The 17,216-nt window shown below is 57.2% G+C and carries 20 protein-coding genes, 1 tRNA gene and 1 pseudogene; 12 read left to right on the top strand and 10 right to left on the bottom strand.

All coding sequences use genetic code 11. The annotated features are described in order from the left end of the window. Positions 1-297: 297 nt before the first annotated feature. A complete protein-coding gene (locus tag ACZ5IL_RS10645; protein ID WP_464596760.1) occupies positions 298-1,698 on the top strand; it encodes a selenium-binding protein SBP56-related protein in 1,401 nt (466 codons plus the stop codon). A 2-nt stretch (positions 1,699-1,700) separates the two neighbouring features. Beyond that, entirely contained in the window at positions 1,701-2,363 is a 663-nt protein-coding gene (locus ACZ5IL_RS10640; protein WP_464596758.1) for a hypothetical protein, read from the top strand. Positions 2,364-2,431: 68 nt separating this feature from the next. Here ACZ5IL_RS10640 and ACZ5IL_RS10635 read toward each other — a convergent pair whose 3' ends face one another. The 5 genes from ACZ5IL_RS10635 to ACZ5IL_RS10615 all read right to left on the bottom strand — a co-directional run bounded on the left by ACZ5IL_RS10635 (position 2,432) and on the right by ACZ5IL_RS10615 (position 5,490). After that, positions 2,432-3,055 carry a tyrosine-type recombinase/integrase gene (locus tag ACZ5IL_RS10635; protein ID WP_464596757.1) on the bottom strand — a complete coding sequence of 208 codons (624 nt, stop codon included), beginning with the start codon at positions 3,053-3,055 and terminating at the stop codon, positions 2,432-2,434. Positions 3,056-3,222: 167 nt separating this feature from the next. Next, on the bottom strand, positions 3,223-4,362 hold the full coding sequence (locus tag ACZ5IL_RS10630) for an HlyD family secretion protein (RefSeq protein WP_464596756.1): 1,140 nt from the start codon (positions 4,360-4,362) through the stop codon (positions 3,223-3,225). Between the two features lie 2 nt (positions 4,363-4,364). Then, a complete protein-coding gene (locus ACZ5IL_RS10625; protein WP_464596755.1) occupies positions 4,365-4,709 on the bottom strand; it encodes a DUF3302 domain-containing protein in 345 nt (114 codons plus the stop codon). Between the two features lie 311 nt (positions 4,710-5,020). Continuing rightward, a complete protein-coding gene (locus ACZ5IL_RS10620) occupies positions 5,021-5,284 on the bottom strand; it encodes a hypothetical protein (RefSeq protein WP_464596754.1) in 264 nt (87 codons plus the stop codon). After that, positions 5,272-5,490: a hypothetical protein gene (locus ACZ5IL_RS10615; protein WP_464596753.1), complete on the bottom strand. Its 219-nt coding sequence runs from the start codon at positions 5,488-5,490 to the stop codon at positions 5,272-5,274. The genes ACZ5IL_RS10620 and ACZ5IL_RS10615 overlap by 13 nt, the downstream gene beginning before the upstream one ends. Before the next feature lie 826 nt (positions 5,491-6,316). On the opposite strand from ACZ5IL_RS10615, the gene ACZ5IL_RS10610 reads away from it, so the two are divergent. The 4 genes from ACZ5IL_RS10610 (at position 6,317) to ACZ5IL_RS10595 (ending at position 8,533) form a co-directional block, all read left to right on the top strand. Continuing rightward, on the top strand, positions 6,317-6,580 hold the full coding sequence (locus tag ACZ5IL_RS10610; RefSeq protein WP_464596892.1) for a GlsB/YeaQ/YmgE family stress response membrane protein: 264 nt from the start codon (positions 6,317-6,319) through the stop codon (positions 6,578-6,580). Positions 6,581-6,840: 260 nt separating this feature from the next. Then, on the top strand, positions 6,841-6,972 hold the full coding sequence (locus tag ACZ5IL_RS10605) for a hypothetical protein (protein ID WP_464596751.1): 132 nt from the start codon (positions 6,841-6,843) through the stop codon (positions 6,970-6,972). Positions 6,973-7,089: 117 nt separating this feature from the next. Further along, positions 7,090-7,575, top strand: a complete 486-nt coding sequence (locus ACZ5IL_RS10600; protein ID WP_464596750.1) for a 4a-hydroxytetrahydrobiopterin dehydratase — start codon at positions 7,090-7,092, stop codon at positions 7,573-7,575. 31 nt (positions 7,576-7,606) lie between these two features. Next, positions 7,607-8,533, top strand: coding sequence for a complex I NDUFA9 subunit family protein (locus tag ACZ5IL_RS10595; protein ID WP_464596748.1), 927 nt, complete (start codon positions 7,607-7,609; stop codon positions 8,531-8,533). Between the two features lie 394 nt (positions 8,534-8,927). Here the strand turns inward: ACZ5IL_RS10595 and ACZ5IL_RS10590 are convergent, their stop codons facing one another. Together ACZ5IL_RS10590 and ACZ5IL_RS10585 are read right to left on the bottom strand one after the other, a co-directional pair. Further along, complete coding sequence (locus tag ACZ5IL_RS10590) at positions 8,928-10,025, bottom strand: HNH endonuclease (protein WP_464596746.1); 1,098 nt, start codon at positions 10,023-10,025, stop codon at positions 8,928-8,930. A 153-nt stretch (positions 10,026-10,178) separates the two neighbouring features. Further along, entirely contained in the window at positions 10,179-10,334 is a 156-nt protein-coding gene (locus tag ACZ5IL_RS10585; protein WP_464596745.1) for a hypothetical protein, read from the bottom strand. Positions 10,335-10,622: 288 nt separating this feature from the next. Here ACZ5IL_RS10585 and ACZ5IL_RS10580 point away from each other — a divergent pair, with 288 nt between their 5' ends. Continuing rightward, entirely contained in the window at positions 10,623-11,462 is an 840-nt protein-coding gene (locus ACZ5IL_RS10580) for a hypothetical protein (protein WP_464596744.1), read from the top strand. Here ACZ5IL_RS10580 and ACZ5IL_RS10575 read toward each other — a convergent pair. Beyond that, positions 11,425-11,911, bottom strand: a pseudogene (locus ACZ5IL_RS10575) (transposase). The gene ACZ5IL_RS10580 and the pseudogene ACZ5IL_RS10575 sit on opposite strands and share 38 nt — an antisense overlap. Before the next feature lie 504 nt (positions 11,912-12,415). On the opposite strand from ACZ5IL_RS10575, the gene ACZ5IL_RS10570 reads away from it, so the two are divergent. From ACZ5IL_RS10570 to ACZ5IL_RS10550, 5 genes are all read left to right on the top strand, one after another. After that, a complete protein-coding gene (locus ACZ5IL_RS10570) occupies positions 12,416-13,033 on the top strand; it encodes a hypothetical protein (protein WP_464596742.1) in 618 nt (205 codons plus the stop codon). A 233-nt stretch (positions 13,034-13,266) separates the two neighbouring features. Next, positions 13,267-13,641, top strand: a complete 375-nt coding sequence (locus tag ACZ5IL_RS10565) for a hypothetical protein (RefSeq protein WP_464596741.1) — start codon at positions 13,267-13,269, stop codon at positions 13,639-13,641. After that, on the top strand, positions 13,638-13,967 hold the full coding sequence (locus ACZ5IL_RS10560) for an HGGxSTG domain-containing protein (protein WP_464596739.1): 330 nt from the start codon (positions 13,638-13,640) through the stop codon (positions 13,965-13,967). Before ACZ5IL_RS10565 ends, ACZ5IL_RS10560 begins: the two co-directional genes overlap by 4 nt. Beyond that, positions 13,964-14,524 (top strand): hypothetical protein, encoded by a 561-nt coding sequence (locus ACZ5IL_RS10555; protein ID WP_464596738.1) that lies wholly within the window; start codon positions 13,964-13,966, stop codon positions 14,522-14,524. Before ACZ5IL_RS10560 ends, ACZ5IL_RS10555 begins: the two co-directional genes overlap by 4 nt. Positions 14,525-14,876: 352 nt before the next feature. Beyond that, positions 14,877-15,968, top strand: coding sequence for a site-specific integrase (locus tag ACZ5IL_RS10550; protein WP_464596736.1), 1,092 nt, complete (start codon positions 14,877-14,879; stop codon positions 15,966-15,968). A gap of 72 nt (positions 15,969-16,040) precedes the next feature. Here ACZ5IL_RS10550 and ACZ5IL_RS10545 read toward each other — a convergent pair. Both ACZ5IL_RS10545 and ACZ5IL_RS10540 read right to left on the bottom strand, forming a co-directional pair. Then, a tRNA-Gly gene (locus ACZ5IL_RS10545) sits at positions 16,041-16,114 on the bottom strand. A 402-nt stretch (positions 16,115-16,516) separates the two neighbouring features. Then, a complete protein-coding gene (locus ACZ5IL_RS10540) occupies positions 16,517-17,170 on the bottom strand; it encodes a hypothetical protein (RefSeq protein WP_464596735.1) in 654 nt (217 codons plus the stop codon). Positions 17,171-17,216 lie beyond the last annotated feature (46 nt).

The following is a 17,216-nucleotide window of genomic DNA, read 5'->3' as shown; positions in this document are numbered from 1 at the left end:
GAAGCAGTTTCCAACTGGTCCGCGCTACCGCGGTCGCATTTGCTTTCTTCGTAGGCTTCACCGTAGACGTCTCGCCAGCTGTCTGGCAGTCGGGCACTCTCATCTCGCAAGCCGAAGCCGTGATAGGCCGTCCAGCGACACCTAGAAGCGCGGCTGGAGTAGCGCGGCGGACGACAAGGCGCGCTGTGCGTCGCCATTACTACTAGGGCGGCAAGACAATCTTCGAACCAGGGCTGCCTAGGGGCGCGTGAGCGACCATGCAACTAATCAACGTCAGGCAAACAGGGAGGCTGTACCATGACGATGAGGCCCGACCCGACGTTTCATGCATCGCCGAAGTTGGCAATGGAAGCTCCGCCAGAGAGTTTCGCGTATACTTTGCTGCTTAGTCCCGATTTCTCACAGCCCGATGCGCTCGCGGTAATCGACGTAAAACCTGGCTCTCCGACTTTCAGTCAAATAGTCCACACAGTGGTGATGCCCAACAAAGGTGACGAGTTTCACCATTTCGGGTGGAACGCATGTTCGTCGGCGTTGTCGCCGCTCACAGGGCACACTTTTTTGGAAAGGCGCTACCTCATCATCCCCGGGATCCGGTCCTCTCGAATTTACATCGTGGATACCAAACCCGATCCCACCAAGGCGAGGATTCACAAAATCATCGAACCGGAGGAGATCTTCCGAAAGACCGGCTACTCGCGGCCCCATACAGTGCACTGCGGGCCGGAAGGCGTTTATGTCAGCACTCTCGGTGGAAGTGGCAAGGACGGTACCGATGGGCCGCCCGGTATCTTCATCATGGACTGCGAGACCTTTGAGGTCCGCGGACGCTGGGAGATCGATCGTGGTCCCCAAACCCTGCATTATGACTTCTGGTGGAATCTGCCGCGCGACTACATGGTGTCGAGCGAGTGGGCGTTGCCACCGCAGTTCGAGAACGGGATCGTGCCGGAGGATCTGCTGTCAAATAAATACGGCCATCGGATCCACTTCTGGGATCTCCGCGCTCGGCGAAATGTCCAGACGATCGATCTCGGTGCCAACTATCAAATGGCGCTTGAGGTTCGTCCGGCTCACGACCCCGTCCGCGAACACGGTTTCCTGGGTGTTGTGGTAGACACCACGAACCTCGAAGGATCGATCTGGACCTGGTGGCGCGAGGGTGGAAAGTTCCAGATCGAGAAAACAGCGACAATCTCTCCTGAGCCCGCGGCCAAGGACCAGTTGCCACCGCTCCTGCAAGGCTTCGGCGCGGTGCCACCGCTGGTAACTGACATCGACTTGTCGATGGACGACAAGTTTCTGTATGTCGCTTGCTGGGGCACGGGCGAGATGCGCCAATACGACGTCACCGATCCCAGGAAGCCGAAGCTTGCGGGCTCGGTCCACATCGGCGGCATTGTCCGCCGCATGCCTCATCCAAACGGTAAAGCATACGCAGGCGGTCCGCAGATGGTGGAGATCAGTCGCGACGGCAAGCGAGTGTACTGGACCAATTCGCTCTACTCTACGTGGGATGACCAATTCTATCCTAAGGGAATACCGGGGGCCGAGGTAATGGCCAATGCAAACCCGAACGGCGGCCTCGAATTGACAAGGGACTACTGGGTGAAGTTTGCCGACGGATACCGGGCACATCAGATTCGACTCGACGGTGGCGATTGTTCGACGGATTCGTTCTGCTATCCGTCGGTTTGAACTTGAGCGAAGTCGATTGGACACCTGCCTGGCTCTGGCTGGCTATCGTTGTGAGTGGCCTCTACCATGGGGTAAATCCAGGAATGGGGTGGCCGCTCGCCGTTTCGGCTGGCTTGATAGAACGAAGTTCTCGTGCGTTGATGGCCGCGCTTTGGCCGCTGGCGGTCGGTCATCTGCTGGCGATGCTCCTAGTGATGCTTCCTTTCGCGCTCTTGGTCGCCCTCGTCGAATGGCAGCGCCAGATCCAGATCGGCGCCAGTTTCCTTGTCATCGGATTCGGTATCTTCCGGCTTCTCGACCGGCGTCATCCACGCGCGTTGTCACGAATAAGACCGACGCAACTGGGGCTTTGGTCTTTCGCAGTGGCGATCGCTCATGGTGCCGGATTAATGCTAGTGCCGATCTATCTCGGACTCTGTAGGCAAGTCGACCTCGACACAGGGCATGAGGCGACTGGGACCCTCATGAACGCCAATTTGGGGATGGCCGTGCTGGTCTCCATCGTCCACGCGACCGCAATGATCGCCGCCGGCGGATGTTCAGCCTGGCTCGTTTACCGCTATTTTGGTCTGCAATTCATATCGCGGAGTTGGTTCAATCTAGATACATCCTGGGCCGTTAGCCTCATTCTGGTTGGCACGATTGCACTAGCGCTCAGCGACTAGCATGCCCGTTATCGGCCCAAATCGGCGGTAGGAAGGTGGGCAGAACACGTCCGCTCTGCCCTGGTGTTTCAGACATCAACTTGTTCCGCTATTGCCAATGCGTCATCGACCTCGATGCCGAGGTACCGGACTGTACTTTCTATCTTGGTATGTCCGAGCAGGAGTTGGACAGCCCTCAGATTGCCGGTCCGCCGATAGATCAAGGTCGCTTTTGTTCGTCGCAGTGAGTGCGTCCCAAAAAGCCTCGGGTCTAGCCCCACGCTTCCGATCCACTCAGACACGAGCCTGGCATATTGGCGCGTTGTCATACTGCGATCGTGACCGCGACGACCGGTGAACAAGAACTCGCCTGGCCGTTTTCTGGTGACCCTCAGATAGTCATCGACCGCTTGGCGGGTCTGTTCGCTCAATTCAAATCTGACAGGCCGCCCGGTTTTCTTTTGCCGGACTATTGCGCGATCCGCTGTGTATCCGCCGGCAGCGACATCCTCGACTCGTATGGCTACGACGTCACAGCCGCGAAGCTTGCTGTCGATCGCCAAATTGAACATCGCAAGATCGCGTGCGCGACCTTCGATCTGGAGTTTCGTCCGGATCGACCAGACGTGCTTGGGTTGCAGCGGTGGCTTTGCTCCCGTCAGCTTTCCCTTATTCCAGGGCACTCGCTGGGCTGCATTTACTTGATTGTGCATGGGGCCATCTCCTCGGCTCGGTTACAGAGCCGACAAACATGAGCCACAAATCTTCGCTTCGAAATCAGGTCGGTTCTCGGACGAAGGCGGACTTCGTCGCTGGCCCGGCGAAAAACGACCTGTAGCGAATGACCCAACGACGACATTTAGCCAAAGAGGAGCGACGACTAGTGCCCCTCTAAGAATACGTAGTTCTCCCAACTGCGCATTCGGAGCAGAATTTTGCGCAATAGCGAAAGATGATGCCAGTGCTTCGTATAGATGGCGACCTGGGCGGTAGAACCGAGCGGTATCTGATAGTTGTACATCTCTTCGCTGACATCGATAATGGCTACAGCCCGGCCAGCGGTCGTTAAGGTCGCAGGCTCTACGAGTGTCGCCGTAGTCGCCAACTGTCCCGCTGCGATGGCGTCCACCAGCGAGCGCACCTTGGCACTGAATACGCGACCCGGTACTGCGTCAAAAGCGACCTCGGCATCATCGCCAGCATCGACGCGCTGTAGTGAATTCTGCTGGAAGGCTGCCCCCAACTCATGGTCACGTCTGCCGGTATTGACGAAAAGCATCGCGGTCCTAAGTTGCGTCGGGATGACGTACATTCCAGGTCGCAAAGAGACCTGTGTCACGAATCCAGGACCCGCCGCTCGTGTCGTCGTTTGATCGAGATCAAACTGGGCATCAGCAAGCTGCGCACGCGCCCTCGCGATAGATGTATTGACGCCCCCGATGTTCGATGTGTAAGCGAGCCGCGCGCGTTCTTCTTCGGCCTTGGCTCCCGTATAGCCTTGTTTGGCGGCATCGAGATTACGGGTTGCCGTATCAAGGGCCGCCTGGGCGACAACTTTTTTTTCGAATAGATAGGCTTGGCGATCATAATTCTGCTGCGCCAAACTAAGCTGCGCATTCACTTTTTCCGCGGCCGCAGTTGCTTGATCGAGTGATGCCTTCAACTGGCTGACGTTCTGCTCGGCTTCCGCAAGCGCAGCTTTCTTCTCGTCGACCACATACTCATAAGGCTGAGGATCGATACGGAAAAGGACGTCTCCTTCTTTCAGGGGAGTGTTCGACCGCACTGGCACTTCAACGACGCGCCCTTTGACTGTCGCCAGTATCGGGGTCACGGGAAAGTAAATTCGGGCATTGGTCGTGAAAGGATGATTGTAGTTCATAACGAGTAGGAGAACAAAAATACCTATAATCCCGCCCAGCACAGCGGTGGAAAGCGACCACTGGTTAACCGGGATTTTGAAGAGCTTGAAGATGAGGACGCAGAAGGAAACGTAGATAAGCGCGAGCAGAAGCTCCATGATTAGCCTCCCGCGTTGGTTCTGTTCTTTTCAAGTTCGGCAACTCTGCGCCGCAAATCTTCTATTTCGTTTGCGGTGATAGGTGGCCCAGCTCCTGTGTGGGAGAACCCCCAACCGCGTTCGGGGCGGTAGGCCATCGCCCAAATCCAAAGAAATGGCCACAACACATGGAGCGTGAAAAGGCTGACCCAGCCAGCCGCGTGTATGGCATCGGCGTGAGGATGATGACGCTTCTCAGCGATCTTAGCCGGAATATCATGGATCGCGATGATCCCGTAGAAGATCACAACGACCACGAAAATGAGCAAACCAAGTGCGAAGTAGTTCAGGAATGGATCGCCGATCATATCGCACCCCCATTCACCACGAAATTTGGCTCCTGAGCGGTATACCACATTGAGATGCTCAGTTGGTCGCCTCTTTGTGGTTCAGAGTTTCGCTGCCTACAATGAATGGGCGTGCAAGGTCGGCTGGATGTCCGTCGCCTGCCCACAAGGGAAGACTGCGCTGCCACCGTCATGAGATCCACTGATCCATTTGGGGCTTTTCCACTCCGGGACTGCCTTTCGGGTAGTTGTCAAAGGCAAATGAACGACGCGCCCATTATGACATCAGTCGCTTCCGACATCGTGACCTTCTTTCGTTGAGAGCCAAGGCTTCATTTGGGAAGGCATTCCACATTATAGGCAATGATAAGTTGGGTGGGGTCAGCCTTACCTACGGTTTTCAACTCTTCGAGACCACTTCTCAGCTTGGCCCCTGCCTCCTTCAAGCTGCCCTCAAGTGCCGACTTGGCCGACCTGCATCGCTTTTCGTTCGAGAATTCTTGAAATACCACATGGGGAAAGAGCCTCCATTCCGCCCTGTCGTTCGTTGCGGCCGGGTTGACTGAGTAGGAGAAGACATACATCAAGATCCACATCGCTTTGCTCCACGGTGGAGCGTTAGAATGGCTCCGCCGACTTGAGGGCAGCCGAACACGGGATCGACAATTCCCGTATTTTTCTTGAGGCAATTCACCATTCGCTGGCCGCCGGGACGCACTCCCTTGCACAAAAGGTCGACCTCGCTCTTGCAGTCCCGAGCTATCTTTGCAGGGGTCAGTGAGACGGCTTTTGGTGAAGGCATTTTGGCCCTACAGCGTCACGGCAACAGCCAATAGAAGACTGAGACAGTTCAATTTTCTGCTCGCAACTATCGACGACTACGTGGCCGCAAAGGAGGGAGCGAGCTTTGACCTAGATCAAGGGTGCGAAGCGCCCTGCGCGCGAGGCTTCGAACAGATCCGCGGTTCGGCGCGAATATGTTCGTGCGGCTTTCCTCGCCCGAAGAAGGAGTACGCGTCGAGTGCTCATCGCTTCGGCGGTCCTAGCCACGCTGATCGTCACGGTGCTCGAAGCCGATGGTGAAGTCACCGGCATAGCTTTCCTGTGACAACTGGGGAGGAAGCAATGATCAAACCCACCGTCGTTGCGCTCGCACTGTGCGTTGTGTCCTCAGCACAGAGTATGCCGCACGTCCCACTTCAGCAGCCGAACAAGTCGGTCATTCAAGTTCGCCAAGGATGTGGCGTGGGGCGTCAACTAGTCGATGGCATCTGTGTAAAAAACTCCGCGGCGCTTATCGCAGTCCGCAAGTGCGGGACTAAAAAAATGCGCATGGTGAACGGTCGCTGTGAACCACGGGCGCGACCTGCTGCGGCCCCAGCCGCGGTGCCACCTACGACGCAGCAACCTGCGGCTACTCCTGCCACGCCGCGTTGACCGGCGCACGCAAGCGTTAACGCGGACCATGTAACGCACGGGCAATAGTAGACGCGCATCATTTCGCCGCGCGGCGGACCTTGGTCGCTGCCGACGCGCCAGCGGGAGGACGGCCAATGTTGATCTACGTCAAGGTCTTTGAGGGCTACTCGTTTCTCAATTGTGCCGTCTTTCGCCGAAAGGACAGTGAAATGAGTGTCATTTGGACTATCATCATAGGGTTCTTTGTTGGAGTGATTGCCAAGTTCATTATGCCCGGCGATAAAACTGAACCAAAGGGCTTTATTCTGACCTCTGTTTTGGGAATTGTCGGCGCGTTCGTTGCGACTTACCTTGGCCAAGCTGTGGGATGGTACAAAGTCGGAGAGAACGCTGGCTTCCTTGCTAGTGTCGTCGGCGCAATAATTTTGCTGTTCCTTTATGGCATCGTGGCCGGGCGCCAAGGGCGCGCCTAACTAGATAATCAACCTCGTCTCGCGAAGTCAGCTTGTGGCCCATCGCGTCATTTAGCTGCGCTACAAGCTTTGGTCGCTATCGGCGCAGAGCGGACTCTGGCAAGTCGTCCGCCCGACTGATTTATGGGTTCACGGCCTAGTAAGATGGCTGGGTCGTTGTCGACCGCAACTTGCGCTTAACGCGACGGGGACGTAACTCCGCAACCGCCGGCTCAAGCAGGGCGAGGTTTTGACGCGCCTTGGGGCTATCAAGCCCGACGATGGCGGTGACCCTGCGGGGTGAATGCCAAGCCTTCTGGCTTGCCATCCAAATCGCCGAGATGCCACGTTTCGATAAGCTTGGCAGTTCCGCCGCCTGGCGGGAGATCATCGAGCCGCGCAATCGTGGATGACTTGTCGCTGAGCAGATAGAGCTCACCATCCGGACCTATCTCGAGATCACTGAAGTCGGCGCAAGACTTGGCAAGTTTCTTTTCCGGAAGCCAGATCGCGAGGCCAACAAAACGGTGATGGCCATTTTTGATCGGCCACCGCGCGCCGTCCGGCAGTGCGCAGCGGCGGGCGAGCCCTCGCGAGCGGGATCCTGGCGGGCCGAACTCGATGAGTACCGCCGGCTTCTTCTCCTTGGCGAGCTGATGGAGAACGCGGATATGATCGACACTCTCGCCGAGAAGACATGCACACCTTGTCGCGGTGGCGTTCCGCCACTCACGCGCGAGGAAGCCCAACGCTTGCAGATACAGGTATCCAATTGGGAGCTCGTTGATGATGCCCACCGCATCGAGCGCAGCTTTCGATTTGGCAATTTCCGAGAATCGCTGGCTTTTGTTCAGAAAATTGGCGAGCTCGCCGAGGCCGAAGGGCATCACCCTGACATCAGTTTCGGTTGGGGCTATGTCACCGTCTCCCTGAGCACTAAGAAAATCAAGGGGCTGCACGAGAACGATTTTATCATCGCGACCAAGATCGACCGAGTTCTCGACCGCCAGCATTGAGAAGGCAAAATTCAATCAACAGCGGGTCCGCATGGTGGTCACGAACGAGCGCACCATCACCGTGTTCGGCGGGACCGGGTTTCTCGGCAGGCGCATCGTTCGGCATCTCCGTGACTATAGGTTTTCCATTCGCATTGCATCAAGGCATCCTGATCGGGGAGCTAGTCTGTTCGCGTTCGATGATCCGCATCTCCAATCGGTCGAGGCCAACATCCACGATGAACGGTCCGTCGCCGATGCCGTTGTCGGCGCTTATGGTGTGGTGAATGCGGTCAGTCTTTACGTCGAGCACGGGCAGGAGACCTTTCATTCCGTACATGTAGAGTCTGCCCACCGGGTAGCTGCTCAAGCACGCCGCGCTGGCGTGGAACGGTTCGCTCATGTTTCAGGAATCGGCTCCGATGCTGCCTCACCATCGCGCTATATCCGCAAGCGGGGCGAGGGCGAACTGGCGGTCCGGACTGCGTTTTCCAATGCCACACTCATTCGCCCGGCGGTGATGTTTGGTCCGGCTGACGAGTTTCTCACCATCATTCTCAAACTACTCGCCCGGCTTCCAGTCTATCCAATGTTCGGTCGCGGCCTGACGAGACTGCAGCCGGCCTATGTGGAGGATGTGGCGGAAGCGATAGCAAGGGCTCTGCAAGAAGCAGAAAGGTATGTCACCACGTTCGAGTGCTGCGGCCCTCGCATTTACACCTATGAGAAATTGCTCAGAACTATTGCAGACGAAGCCAGCCTCAAAACAAAGTTGATTCCAATCCCGTTTGCTGCGTGGCAAGCTCTGGCTTGGTTCGCAGAAGTGATGCCAAACCCACCGATCACTCGGAATCAAGTGGAGCTGATGCAGATCGACAACGTATCATCCCCAGAAATGCCCGGATTCGGAGACCTTGGAATATCGCCGCGCTCGATCGAACAAATACTCAGAGAGATATTGTCAGATAGAAAAGGCTAGGCAGCACGGTCTGCGAAACTCGTGTTCAGCAACAGAAGTGGATTCAGATGAGTCGTTTTTTGGAGAGGAAGTCACACCCCTAACGTCAAGACCACTTTGAGCGTCTTGGACGCGAAGGCTTCCAGCTTCACGTCACCGTCCGCCGGGACACTCGCGCAAGACTGACGCGGTTGAACTCAGTTCCAGATGATCCGGTGCCTGAGCGGTAGTCTGCGCAGCGGCGAAGACGATAATCTCCTGACCCTGCAATCACGCGGAAGAGGGCCCGGATAGTCGCCCTGCTAGCCATCATAGGAAGCATGATCCTCCGACGAGGCCGTAGCACCCCATCATAATGTCGGTCTGTTCTATCGCCAACGTCTCGCATGTTTTACCCGCCATGGCCGAGCAACGTCTATGTAATGGCCAGTGCCTTGGCCGATATCAGGCTCCAAATGAAATCTGGGATTCCGTGGCGTCCGTTGCTGGCCCTTTTCGGACGTGGCATGATGTTTGAGTTGAGTCTGCTATGCGCGCAAAATCGGACATCCTCCAAACGTTCCTTAGCTGCGGATAGATTGCAGAAGAACGGCACTCCTGTGAAAATCGAGGAACTGCTTTTGGCCGCTAGTGAACACGCCAACGTTGACGACTTTTGTGTGTCGACACCCATCAGTTGAAGTGAGGGACGGTGCGCGACCGGCGAAATGATGAGAGCACTATTGTTCTCAAATCCAATAAATCCGCGATCAAATAGATGGTCAACGCTCGGCGTCAGCAGCAATCCATTCTCGCCATTCAATCGCTCCTCATTGGTCGAGTCACGCCACGGCTTGCAATGGCTTGCGACAAGGTGAACCGGATTTTCCACGCCAGTGATCCGGCATTTCGACTCAATCATTCCGACCCGCTCTTTGAACAGCCCCTGCCCTATCCTCGCACGGACGATTGCTACCCGATCTGTGTCGGGGATCGAGGTATCGTCGACCACCCCCTGCTCCAGCTTGTTTTCCCAAACATCCAAGTCATCGGCTGAAATTTGTTTCATGTTCGCCGCCGCCATGGCAATCGGGGCAACTTCTTGACCGATCAGCCCTACTAGCACTTCGGCGAGTGTCGTGGGGACCTCGGCAAGATATACGGATTGGAGACCATTCCCGTTCGGTTGGAGCGGCGAGTACTTAGCAGGAAGCAGCGGTCTCAGAACATCGATGTGATCCTTATGGCGCACTTTGTTGCCAAGCTCTGCAAACCGCACCCTCACTCTCCAGCCAATATTCTCCCAATTCTGGCCGGATGTTCCAAACTCCAGAGGCTTAGGGCTTTCCCAGCAATACGATTGCGCGATACCTAGAGCGAGTATCCGCGCATCCATGAAGGAGAAGATCAAGTCGCCCGGGGCAACCTCACGCATCGACTCGTAAAACGGATTTCGCGCGCCATTGGCGTTGCGCTTGGGCGACCATAAATACCCGCCTGTGATTTCGTGGCGGCAAGTCTGGTTCTGGTTCACCCACCAATATCGCATGCGGTAGTCTAGCAGACTAAGTTTCCAACGAAAGAGAGTTACCTAGCCAATCTCAATAAGCGAGGGCCAAATTGACGCGAACATAGGCCCTTCAATCCCCGGGAGTCGGCCCAAAGATGCCTCACGAATCTCGTCAAATCAGCGGTCAATTTCATTTAGCGTGAACACGAGCTCGCCATTCTCAAATTTTAGATCGTATGTGCGGTGAGGCTTCCCGTTCTTGATTGGCTTCGAGAATAACTCGGTCAGCGCGGCAAAGGAGCAATCTGCTTTGGCCTCGGTTGTCTCATCCATTTCGGACCTCGAATAGCTGGGTGATAATCGCGACACTTCCCCGCGACCAACCGAACGCTTCAACAGTCGTTAGACCCATCACGGGCGGTCTAACCAACCTTCCAACGGCAGTTAAACCAACTCTACCCTGTAGCCGCGGTTGTAACGGGTCTTGAGCAAGCGTTAGTGCACATGTTGAGCGGGTGTTGTAACTGGCTGGCAGCCACCGTGCCGCCGTCTCAGTAAAACGAGGACGTTCATCCTAAATTTCGACTGTCAATTTCCGATTTTGTCGACCATCGTAACATGATGGCTCGCGACAAATCATCCAAACCCAATTGGACTCAAATCAGGTCTGATGCCCTTACCCTTCCGGAGCCGCCGGGGGGCCTGGTACCGGACCTGCGCGAGTTCCGACCCAAGCCAACTGAACGACAATTGTCGGTCGAGCAAATCAGGGCAATCGCAGCACAGACGAAATGCCACGAGCTTTCGGAAGCCGAAATTGAGACGCTCGACATCCTATTGAATGATGCGCTGCTATATTTCACTAGAAGCCGCGTCGTCGAAACCTCCTCACGGACCCCAAAGCAGCTTACGAAAGCCTATGACGATTTTCATGACATAGTAAAAGCACTTGAGAAATCTTTACCAGAAAGTCGCGACTCCCTTTTTTGGGCGATTTCCGACAAGGGTGACGACTTTGCGAGGAACGCGGGCCCGCATCCGGGGCTGAATCCGTACAAGGCCGGCATATCTTCGCCCGACGAAGAAGGATGTGTCGCCGATCACTGGCTCATATTTCGTTCCGAAGAACGGCTCGATGAATTTTGTAGTCTCGTTAGACAGGTTTCGTCCTGGTTAACCGTGAGCTTCACTCCGCCGAAAAGAGCGGCGGAGCTTTCACCTTCGGTCTGGCTCATTGGAGAGGAACTACCAAAAATATTTGAACGGATTTTCGGCAGGAAGTACGGCAAGGGAGAGAGCGGGTCGGGTTTCCGCTTTGTGAAGGCAGTATTGAAAGCTGCCAATATTCGGACTGGCGCTGGTAAGTCGTATAAGGCGGGAACAATCAAAGCCTATCGCAGTCGCGCGACGGGTTTTTCCGAGGCTAGTGGATCGACTCTAACGCTTGTTTCTCGCGTTTGACCGCGGCGAAGACGCGCCTTGGGTCCCGCGGTCCAGACGAAGGGTTTGGGATCGGCGTTTGTCTCGGCGACGAAGTGGTTGATGGTGGCTTGCAGGTCAACGACGGATCAAAACACGCCTCGCTTGAGGCGACGGCGCGTGAGCTTAGCGAAGAAGCCTTCAACCGCATTAAGCCAGGATGCGGAGGTCAGGGTGAAGTGGAATGTCCCGCGGGGGTGCCGGGCCAGCCATTGGTGGACCCTCGGATGCTTGTGGGTCGCATAGTTGTCGACGATGGCGTGGATTACTTTCCCTGCCGGGACCTGCTTCTCGATCGTGTTGAGGAAGCGAATGAACTCCTGGTGGCGATGGCGCTGAATGATGTTGGCGCGCCACACGTGCTTCTGCGGCGCGCTGCGATCCGAGACGATCGCCTCAAGTCGATGGCGGTCCGATCGAGTGACGTTCACGACAATTCCTGCCCTCGTGCCGGGAGATTGAACTGCTTCGGTCGGTTTGGGAATCGTCCGAATGAATCAGAGCACTAGGGTACAGCGACCTAACATTTCGCATGTCCCTGTACCCTATCGCCGCGCAGCACAGGCCCTAGGTTGATGATGATCAAGAGAACACACGTTCTCTCAAATTGGATCATTCTAGGGTGCTACTTTGAAACATGACCAGCTTCACTCCGAACTATCACGCCATCACTTGATCACCCGCAAACAGCTACGCAGGCTGCTGCCGGTTTCCGACATGACCCTTCGGCGTTGGGAGCGAGATGGCAAGCTTCCCAAGCATCTCACAATTGGTCGTACCAGTTTTTGGCGCGCCGTCGAGGTCCACGAATACCTTAGTCGTGCAACATGAGGTCCCCGGAGAAAGGCAAGCTGCCTTGGATGAAGTTCTACCCGGCGGATTGGCGCGCAGACCCTGCCCTACGCATGTGCTCGCTTGCCGCGCGCGGATTATGGATGGAGATGCTGTCCATAATGCATGAGGCCAACCCGCGCGGCTCGTTGCTCATCAACGGAAACACCGTTGGTTTCAAGCAACTGGCCAGCTTGTGCGGCGCGCCCCTCCGCGAAACGGTAGCACTCTTACACGAACTAGAAGCCGCCGGCGTTTTTAGCCGCGCCGAGGACGGGACAATCTTCTCTCGCCGTATGAAACGCGACGATGAAAAAGCCGCGCAAGATAAGGCCAACGGTAAGGCCGGCGGTAACCCCCAGCTTAACGCGGGGGTTAACCCCCGGGATAAAGCCCAGAGACCAGAAGCTAGAAGCCAGAATTCAGAATCCAGAATCCAGAATCCAGAAAGGAAGATCGCGCGCACGCGCGCTTGCCTCCCCTTGGACCGAGGCCGATCGCGAACGGTTTTGGGCAGCATTTCCAAACAAGATCGGCAAAGCAGAGGCCATGAAAGCCCTCGACAGAGCATCGAACACGGTCACGCCGGATGTCCTGTTTCCTGCGCTTCATCGTTACGCGAACAAGGCCGACGACCGACCATTTTGCAATCCCGCAACATGGCTAAACCAGGAGCGTTGGCTCGATCAGCCAGCGGCGAACAATGGCAACCGAACTTATAGCCCCAAAACATCTGGAGTTGATGCGATCCTTACCGTTGCGTCTCGCAAAGCTCGTGAACTCGATCGGAACGACGCAATGGCCAGGGCAGCCAGTGAGGCTGGATTTGCCCTCAGGAGTAGTTCTATCGAATCAAGACCGAACGGAAATTCGCGCGCGCCTCAACGGGCTGATGGAGATCATTACGGGTTCGAACCTGACTCCCAACCAGGCAGCGAAGGCGAGGTTGGCTCTCTTGACCAGAATGCTGCTGGCTCTGCCGATGGGCGGCAGTTTGTCTGAGGCGGCGGCAGAATCCCGGGCCGACATGTACGACGATGCGCTTTCAGACATCCCGCCCTGGGCCATCGAAGCCGCTATCAAGCGATGGGGAAAGGGTGACGTGCCCGATCTGAGAATGGGCTCACTGAACTTCACGTTTGCGCCGGCCCCGGCGATCCTACGCAAGATTTGTAAGCTCGAATTGGAGCCGTATGAGGATCAGGTTCTGAAACTCAGGCGGCTGCTGGAGGCGATCTCCATCGAACGGGCAATGGATCCCTCGCCGATCGCGCCCGAGGTCAATTCGGAAAGCGGTCGTGGGGTGCTGATTGGGATGCGACGCGCATGAGTGCAGAAGATACGTTTTACCCTGCCTTACAGCGGGGGGGGGGGGTCAAAAATTTCGAGGACAACCCTATGAACCGAGAGCTGTCCCAACGTCTGGCCCAGATGAACGACACACCACGCTGCGGCGCTAAGACGAGAGCGGGTTCGCCATGCCGGTGCCCGGCGAAGCCCAACGGGAAATGCGGCCTCCACGGCGGCCTCAGCCCCGGCGCGCCCCGTGGGAGTGCAAACGGCCGTTATCGCGACGGTTATTGGACCTGCGAAGCGGTCGAAGAACGGCGATTTGTGCGTTGGCTATTGAAGGGCACGACAGGAGGGAGCCCGTGAGCCGAACCAAGAACTTGGCGGCACAGTCGCGTGAGCGCCGACCACCGGTCCGGGTCAGACTGGCAGGCATCCAAGGCAACGTTCCGACGTTTGGTTCACCTTCCACAAGCGACGAGGCTTGGCGGAAGCACCTCAAGGCGGCCTTCGGCACAGCGTCTGACGCCTTCGTCGAGGTATCGCTGCGCCAGTTGCAGTTCGCCGCCCGCATACCCGGTGACGGACCGTCAGAACTGGCGATCAATGCCGCAATCGCAATGATCGCAGCTGTTAAGCCTGCCAACGAAATCGAAGCTGCATTGGCCGTCCAGATGGCCTGTGCCCACATGGTGGCGATGGTGATGTTCGCCCGGATCGGCGGCGGCCATGGTGGGCCCCACCGACTGCCAGGCTTGGGGGCTACGGCCGCTAAGCTGCTGCGCGCCTACAGCACCCAAATCGAGACGCTCCGGCGCCTGCGCGCCGGCGGCGAGCAGAAGATCATCGTCAAGCACGTCACGGTCAACGAAGGCGGACAAGCCATCGTGGGCGCGGTCAACTCGCGGCTCCGAGAGCAATAAGCAACAAAGCGCCAAGATGTCTAAAACTAAGTTCACCGAAGCTGACATCAAGCGGGCAGTCAAAGGCGTCATAGACGGCGGCGCTGCGGTAGCGAGCGTCGAAATTTGGCCTGACGGGCGAATATGTGTCAAAGCTAATTTGAGCCAGAAGCCCCTGATCGACCCTGAGGATGACCCAGAGGTCTCAAGGAGACTGCTTTGAAAGCTGGACGGTCCCCGCCCCCTACCCCTGCCCCGCTACACCCTTCGCAAGCCGCTTAAGGGCGGCTGGGGCTACTTCTTTAACGTGCCGACCTGGGCACGGAGGAAAGGCTGCACGGTCCCCAACGAACCCCTTGGCACCGACTACGACATGGCTGTGGACCGCGTGGAAAAGGTTTTGTTGCCCGCTTTCGATAGCTGGCGCACGGCCGGCGATGACGCGGTTCCGGGTGGGACAGGCGTAGTTATCGGAACGCTCGACTGGATGTTTCATGAGTATCGCCGAACTTGGCCACTGAAAACCGCGAAACGGCTGCAGCCGCTAAGTCCGGGCCAATGCCGAGTGCATGAGACCGGCATCAGAATGATCTGCGAATATCAACTGAAGGACGGAAAGCGGCTCGGGGCTCGACGGGCATCGAGCATTGACACGGCGTTCGCCGATGATCTGTTTGAAAAGCTGCTCTACAAAGTGGTGAAGGGCGAAAAGATTGAGCGCCGCACCACCGTCAACCACGCCATGAAAACCGCTCGCGGGGCGTGGAATGTGGTTTCGCGGGCGCACCCCGGTATGTTCCCCACGAAAAACCCGTTCGAGAAGATGGGGTTGCAGTCGACTTCGCGCGAAACCCCGCACGCGAACTTTGCTGAACTGGCTGCGTTCCGCGCCAAGGCGTTCGAGATGGGATATCCGTCGTTGGCGACGAGCGTCCTGATCGGTTGGGAGCTGCTACAGCGCAAGGCTCACATCTTCATCCGGTTCATGGCCGATCACTATCGTCCGGACAGCCGCCCGAACCACGTCTACGTCATCAACTACAAAACCTCGAGCGGCTCATGGGAGCCGCTGTTCGATAAAAAGGGCAAGCCGCTCTATCCGCTCCTGATGGCCGAGCTTGATGCCATGAAGGCGCTGCGGCCGACGGGCGGCCTTATGCTGCGCCGTGACAGCAGCGCCCTGCCGTGGGGCGGCAGGGGGGAGACACTGACGCAGGTCGAGCGCATCTCGAAGAAGATCATCTTGGCGGCGGGCCTACGTCCCGAGCTGACGTTCACGTCATCCGGGCGTCACGGTGGGACCACCGAAGCGAGCACATCGGGCCTTACTGAAACGCAGTTAATGCAGAAGGGTCAATGGTCATCAACGGCGGCGATGGGGCACTATCTGCACGATGATGATGAAGCCAAGCAGGACGCTCAATTGAAGCGCATAAAGCGGCGCAAAAACGCGGCCAGACAGTGAACATTTGTCAGAATGAAACAGCCGGGTTTGTCAGAACGAAAATCAACGCAGGCGACAAGTGTTTGAAAGCATTGGAGCGGGTGAAGGGAATCGAACCCTCGTATTCAGCTTGGAAGGCTGCTGCTCTACCATTGAGCTACACCCGCGCCCGCCGATCACCTATCACGTCGCGCCGGCACCCTCAACCATCCTCAGCGCAACGGGCATCCCCGAACGGACGAGCAAGGGTCTTAACATGCCGCGAGTTCGTGCCTATGATCTAATTTCCAACAACAAACGAAAGGAGGTGATCCAGTGTCTTGTTCAGAGCGCTGTCACCTCGCTGGGATCGCCCGCTAGGCTTTTCGCCTCGTGGAGGGCGACTCAGCGCCCGGGCCAGCGAGAATAAACATCGGGGCGCGGCGGGACAGCTCGCCGCGCCTTTTCGCTGCAACAGGCAGATGCGGTCAGCCATACCAGCGCAGCTGGCCCTCTCAGCATATGATGTTCACGCTGACCGATCCGCGCCGCCAGCGTGGCCGTACGCCACGAGTGACGTTGAACCGACATCACCATCGCGCATTGGCATAGTGCGCACGGCGTCGATGTTGACGGCGTGCCTCATGCCGTCCTCCGCTCCAGCCGCCAAGTTGGAAATGGCCGCTGTCAGCATGTGCCCATTGCGCCCCCGCAACTAGCCCGCAGGAGTTCGCCAGCGCGATTTCGTTGCCGGGCATGCGTGGCCGCGTGACGTTGCGTCCGTACTGGTTGATATCGAGCGCCAATCCCGCCGGATGCAGAGAGCCATGCACACTTCCGTGGGCTCGCCAGCCTCCCATGAAACGGATCGGATAACCCTGCCGGTCGAGAGCCGACACCAGACATTGAAAAGCACCAGTGGCGCGGTTGGCAACATGCGCCCTGGCACCCGAGGCCGAACGGATCAAACCAACCGCTCTCCCCGCGCCCTCGGCCATGACTCGCGCAAGCCCGACGGGAATTCGTCTGTGCCACTTGTGACGGCCCCAGTACCGGACAGCAACATGATGGGAATGCCAGCCGGCGTGCTCCGCCGAGCCATACAGCGGGCTCCAGTTGCCATAGCAGGGGCGCATCGCATCGCAGCCCGCGTTGGCAATCTGCCATTTCTTAGAAGAAGGTCTGGCCGATGAGGGTGTGGCAACAATGCAAATCATCGCCGATGCAATAAGCAGTCGGATCATCGTATCTCCCGGCATGCTGGAGTGAGGGGAACGCGGGAACTAAGCC

This window comes from Nitrobacter sp. CN101 (assembly GCF_055390255.1).
The sequence above is the reverse complement of the archived record's forward strand: the minus strand, read 5'-3'. Positions and strand labels throughout refer to the sequence as shown.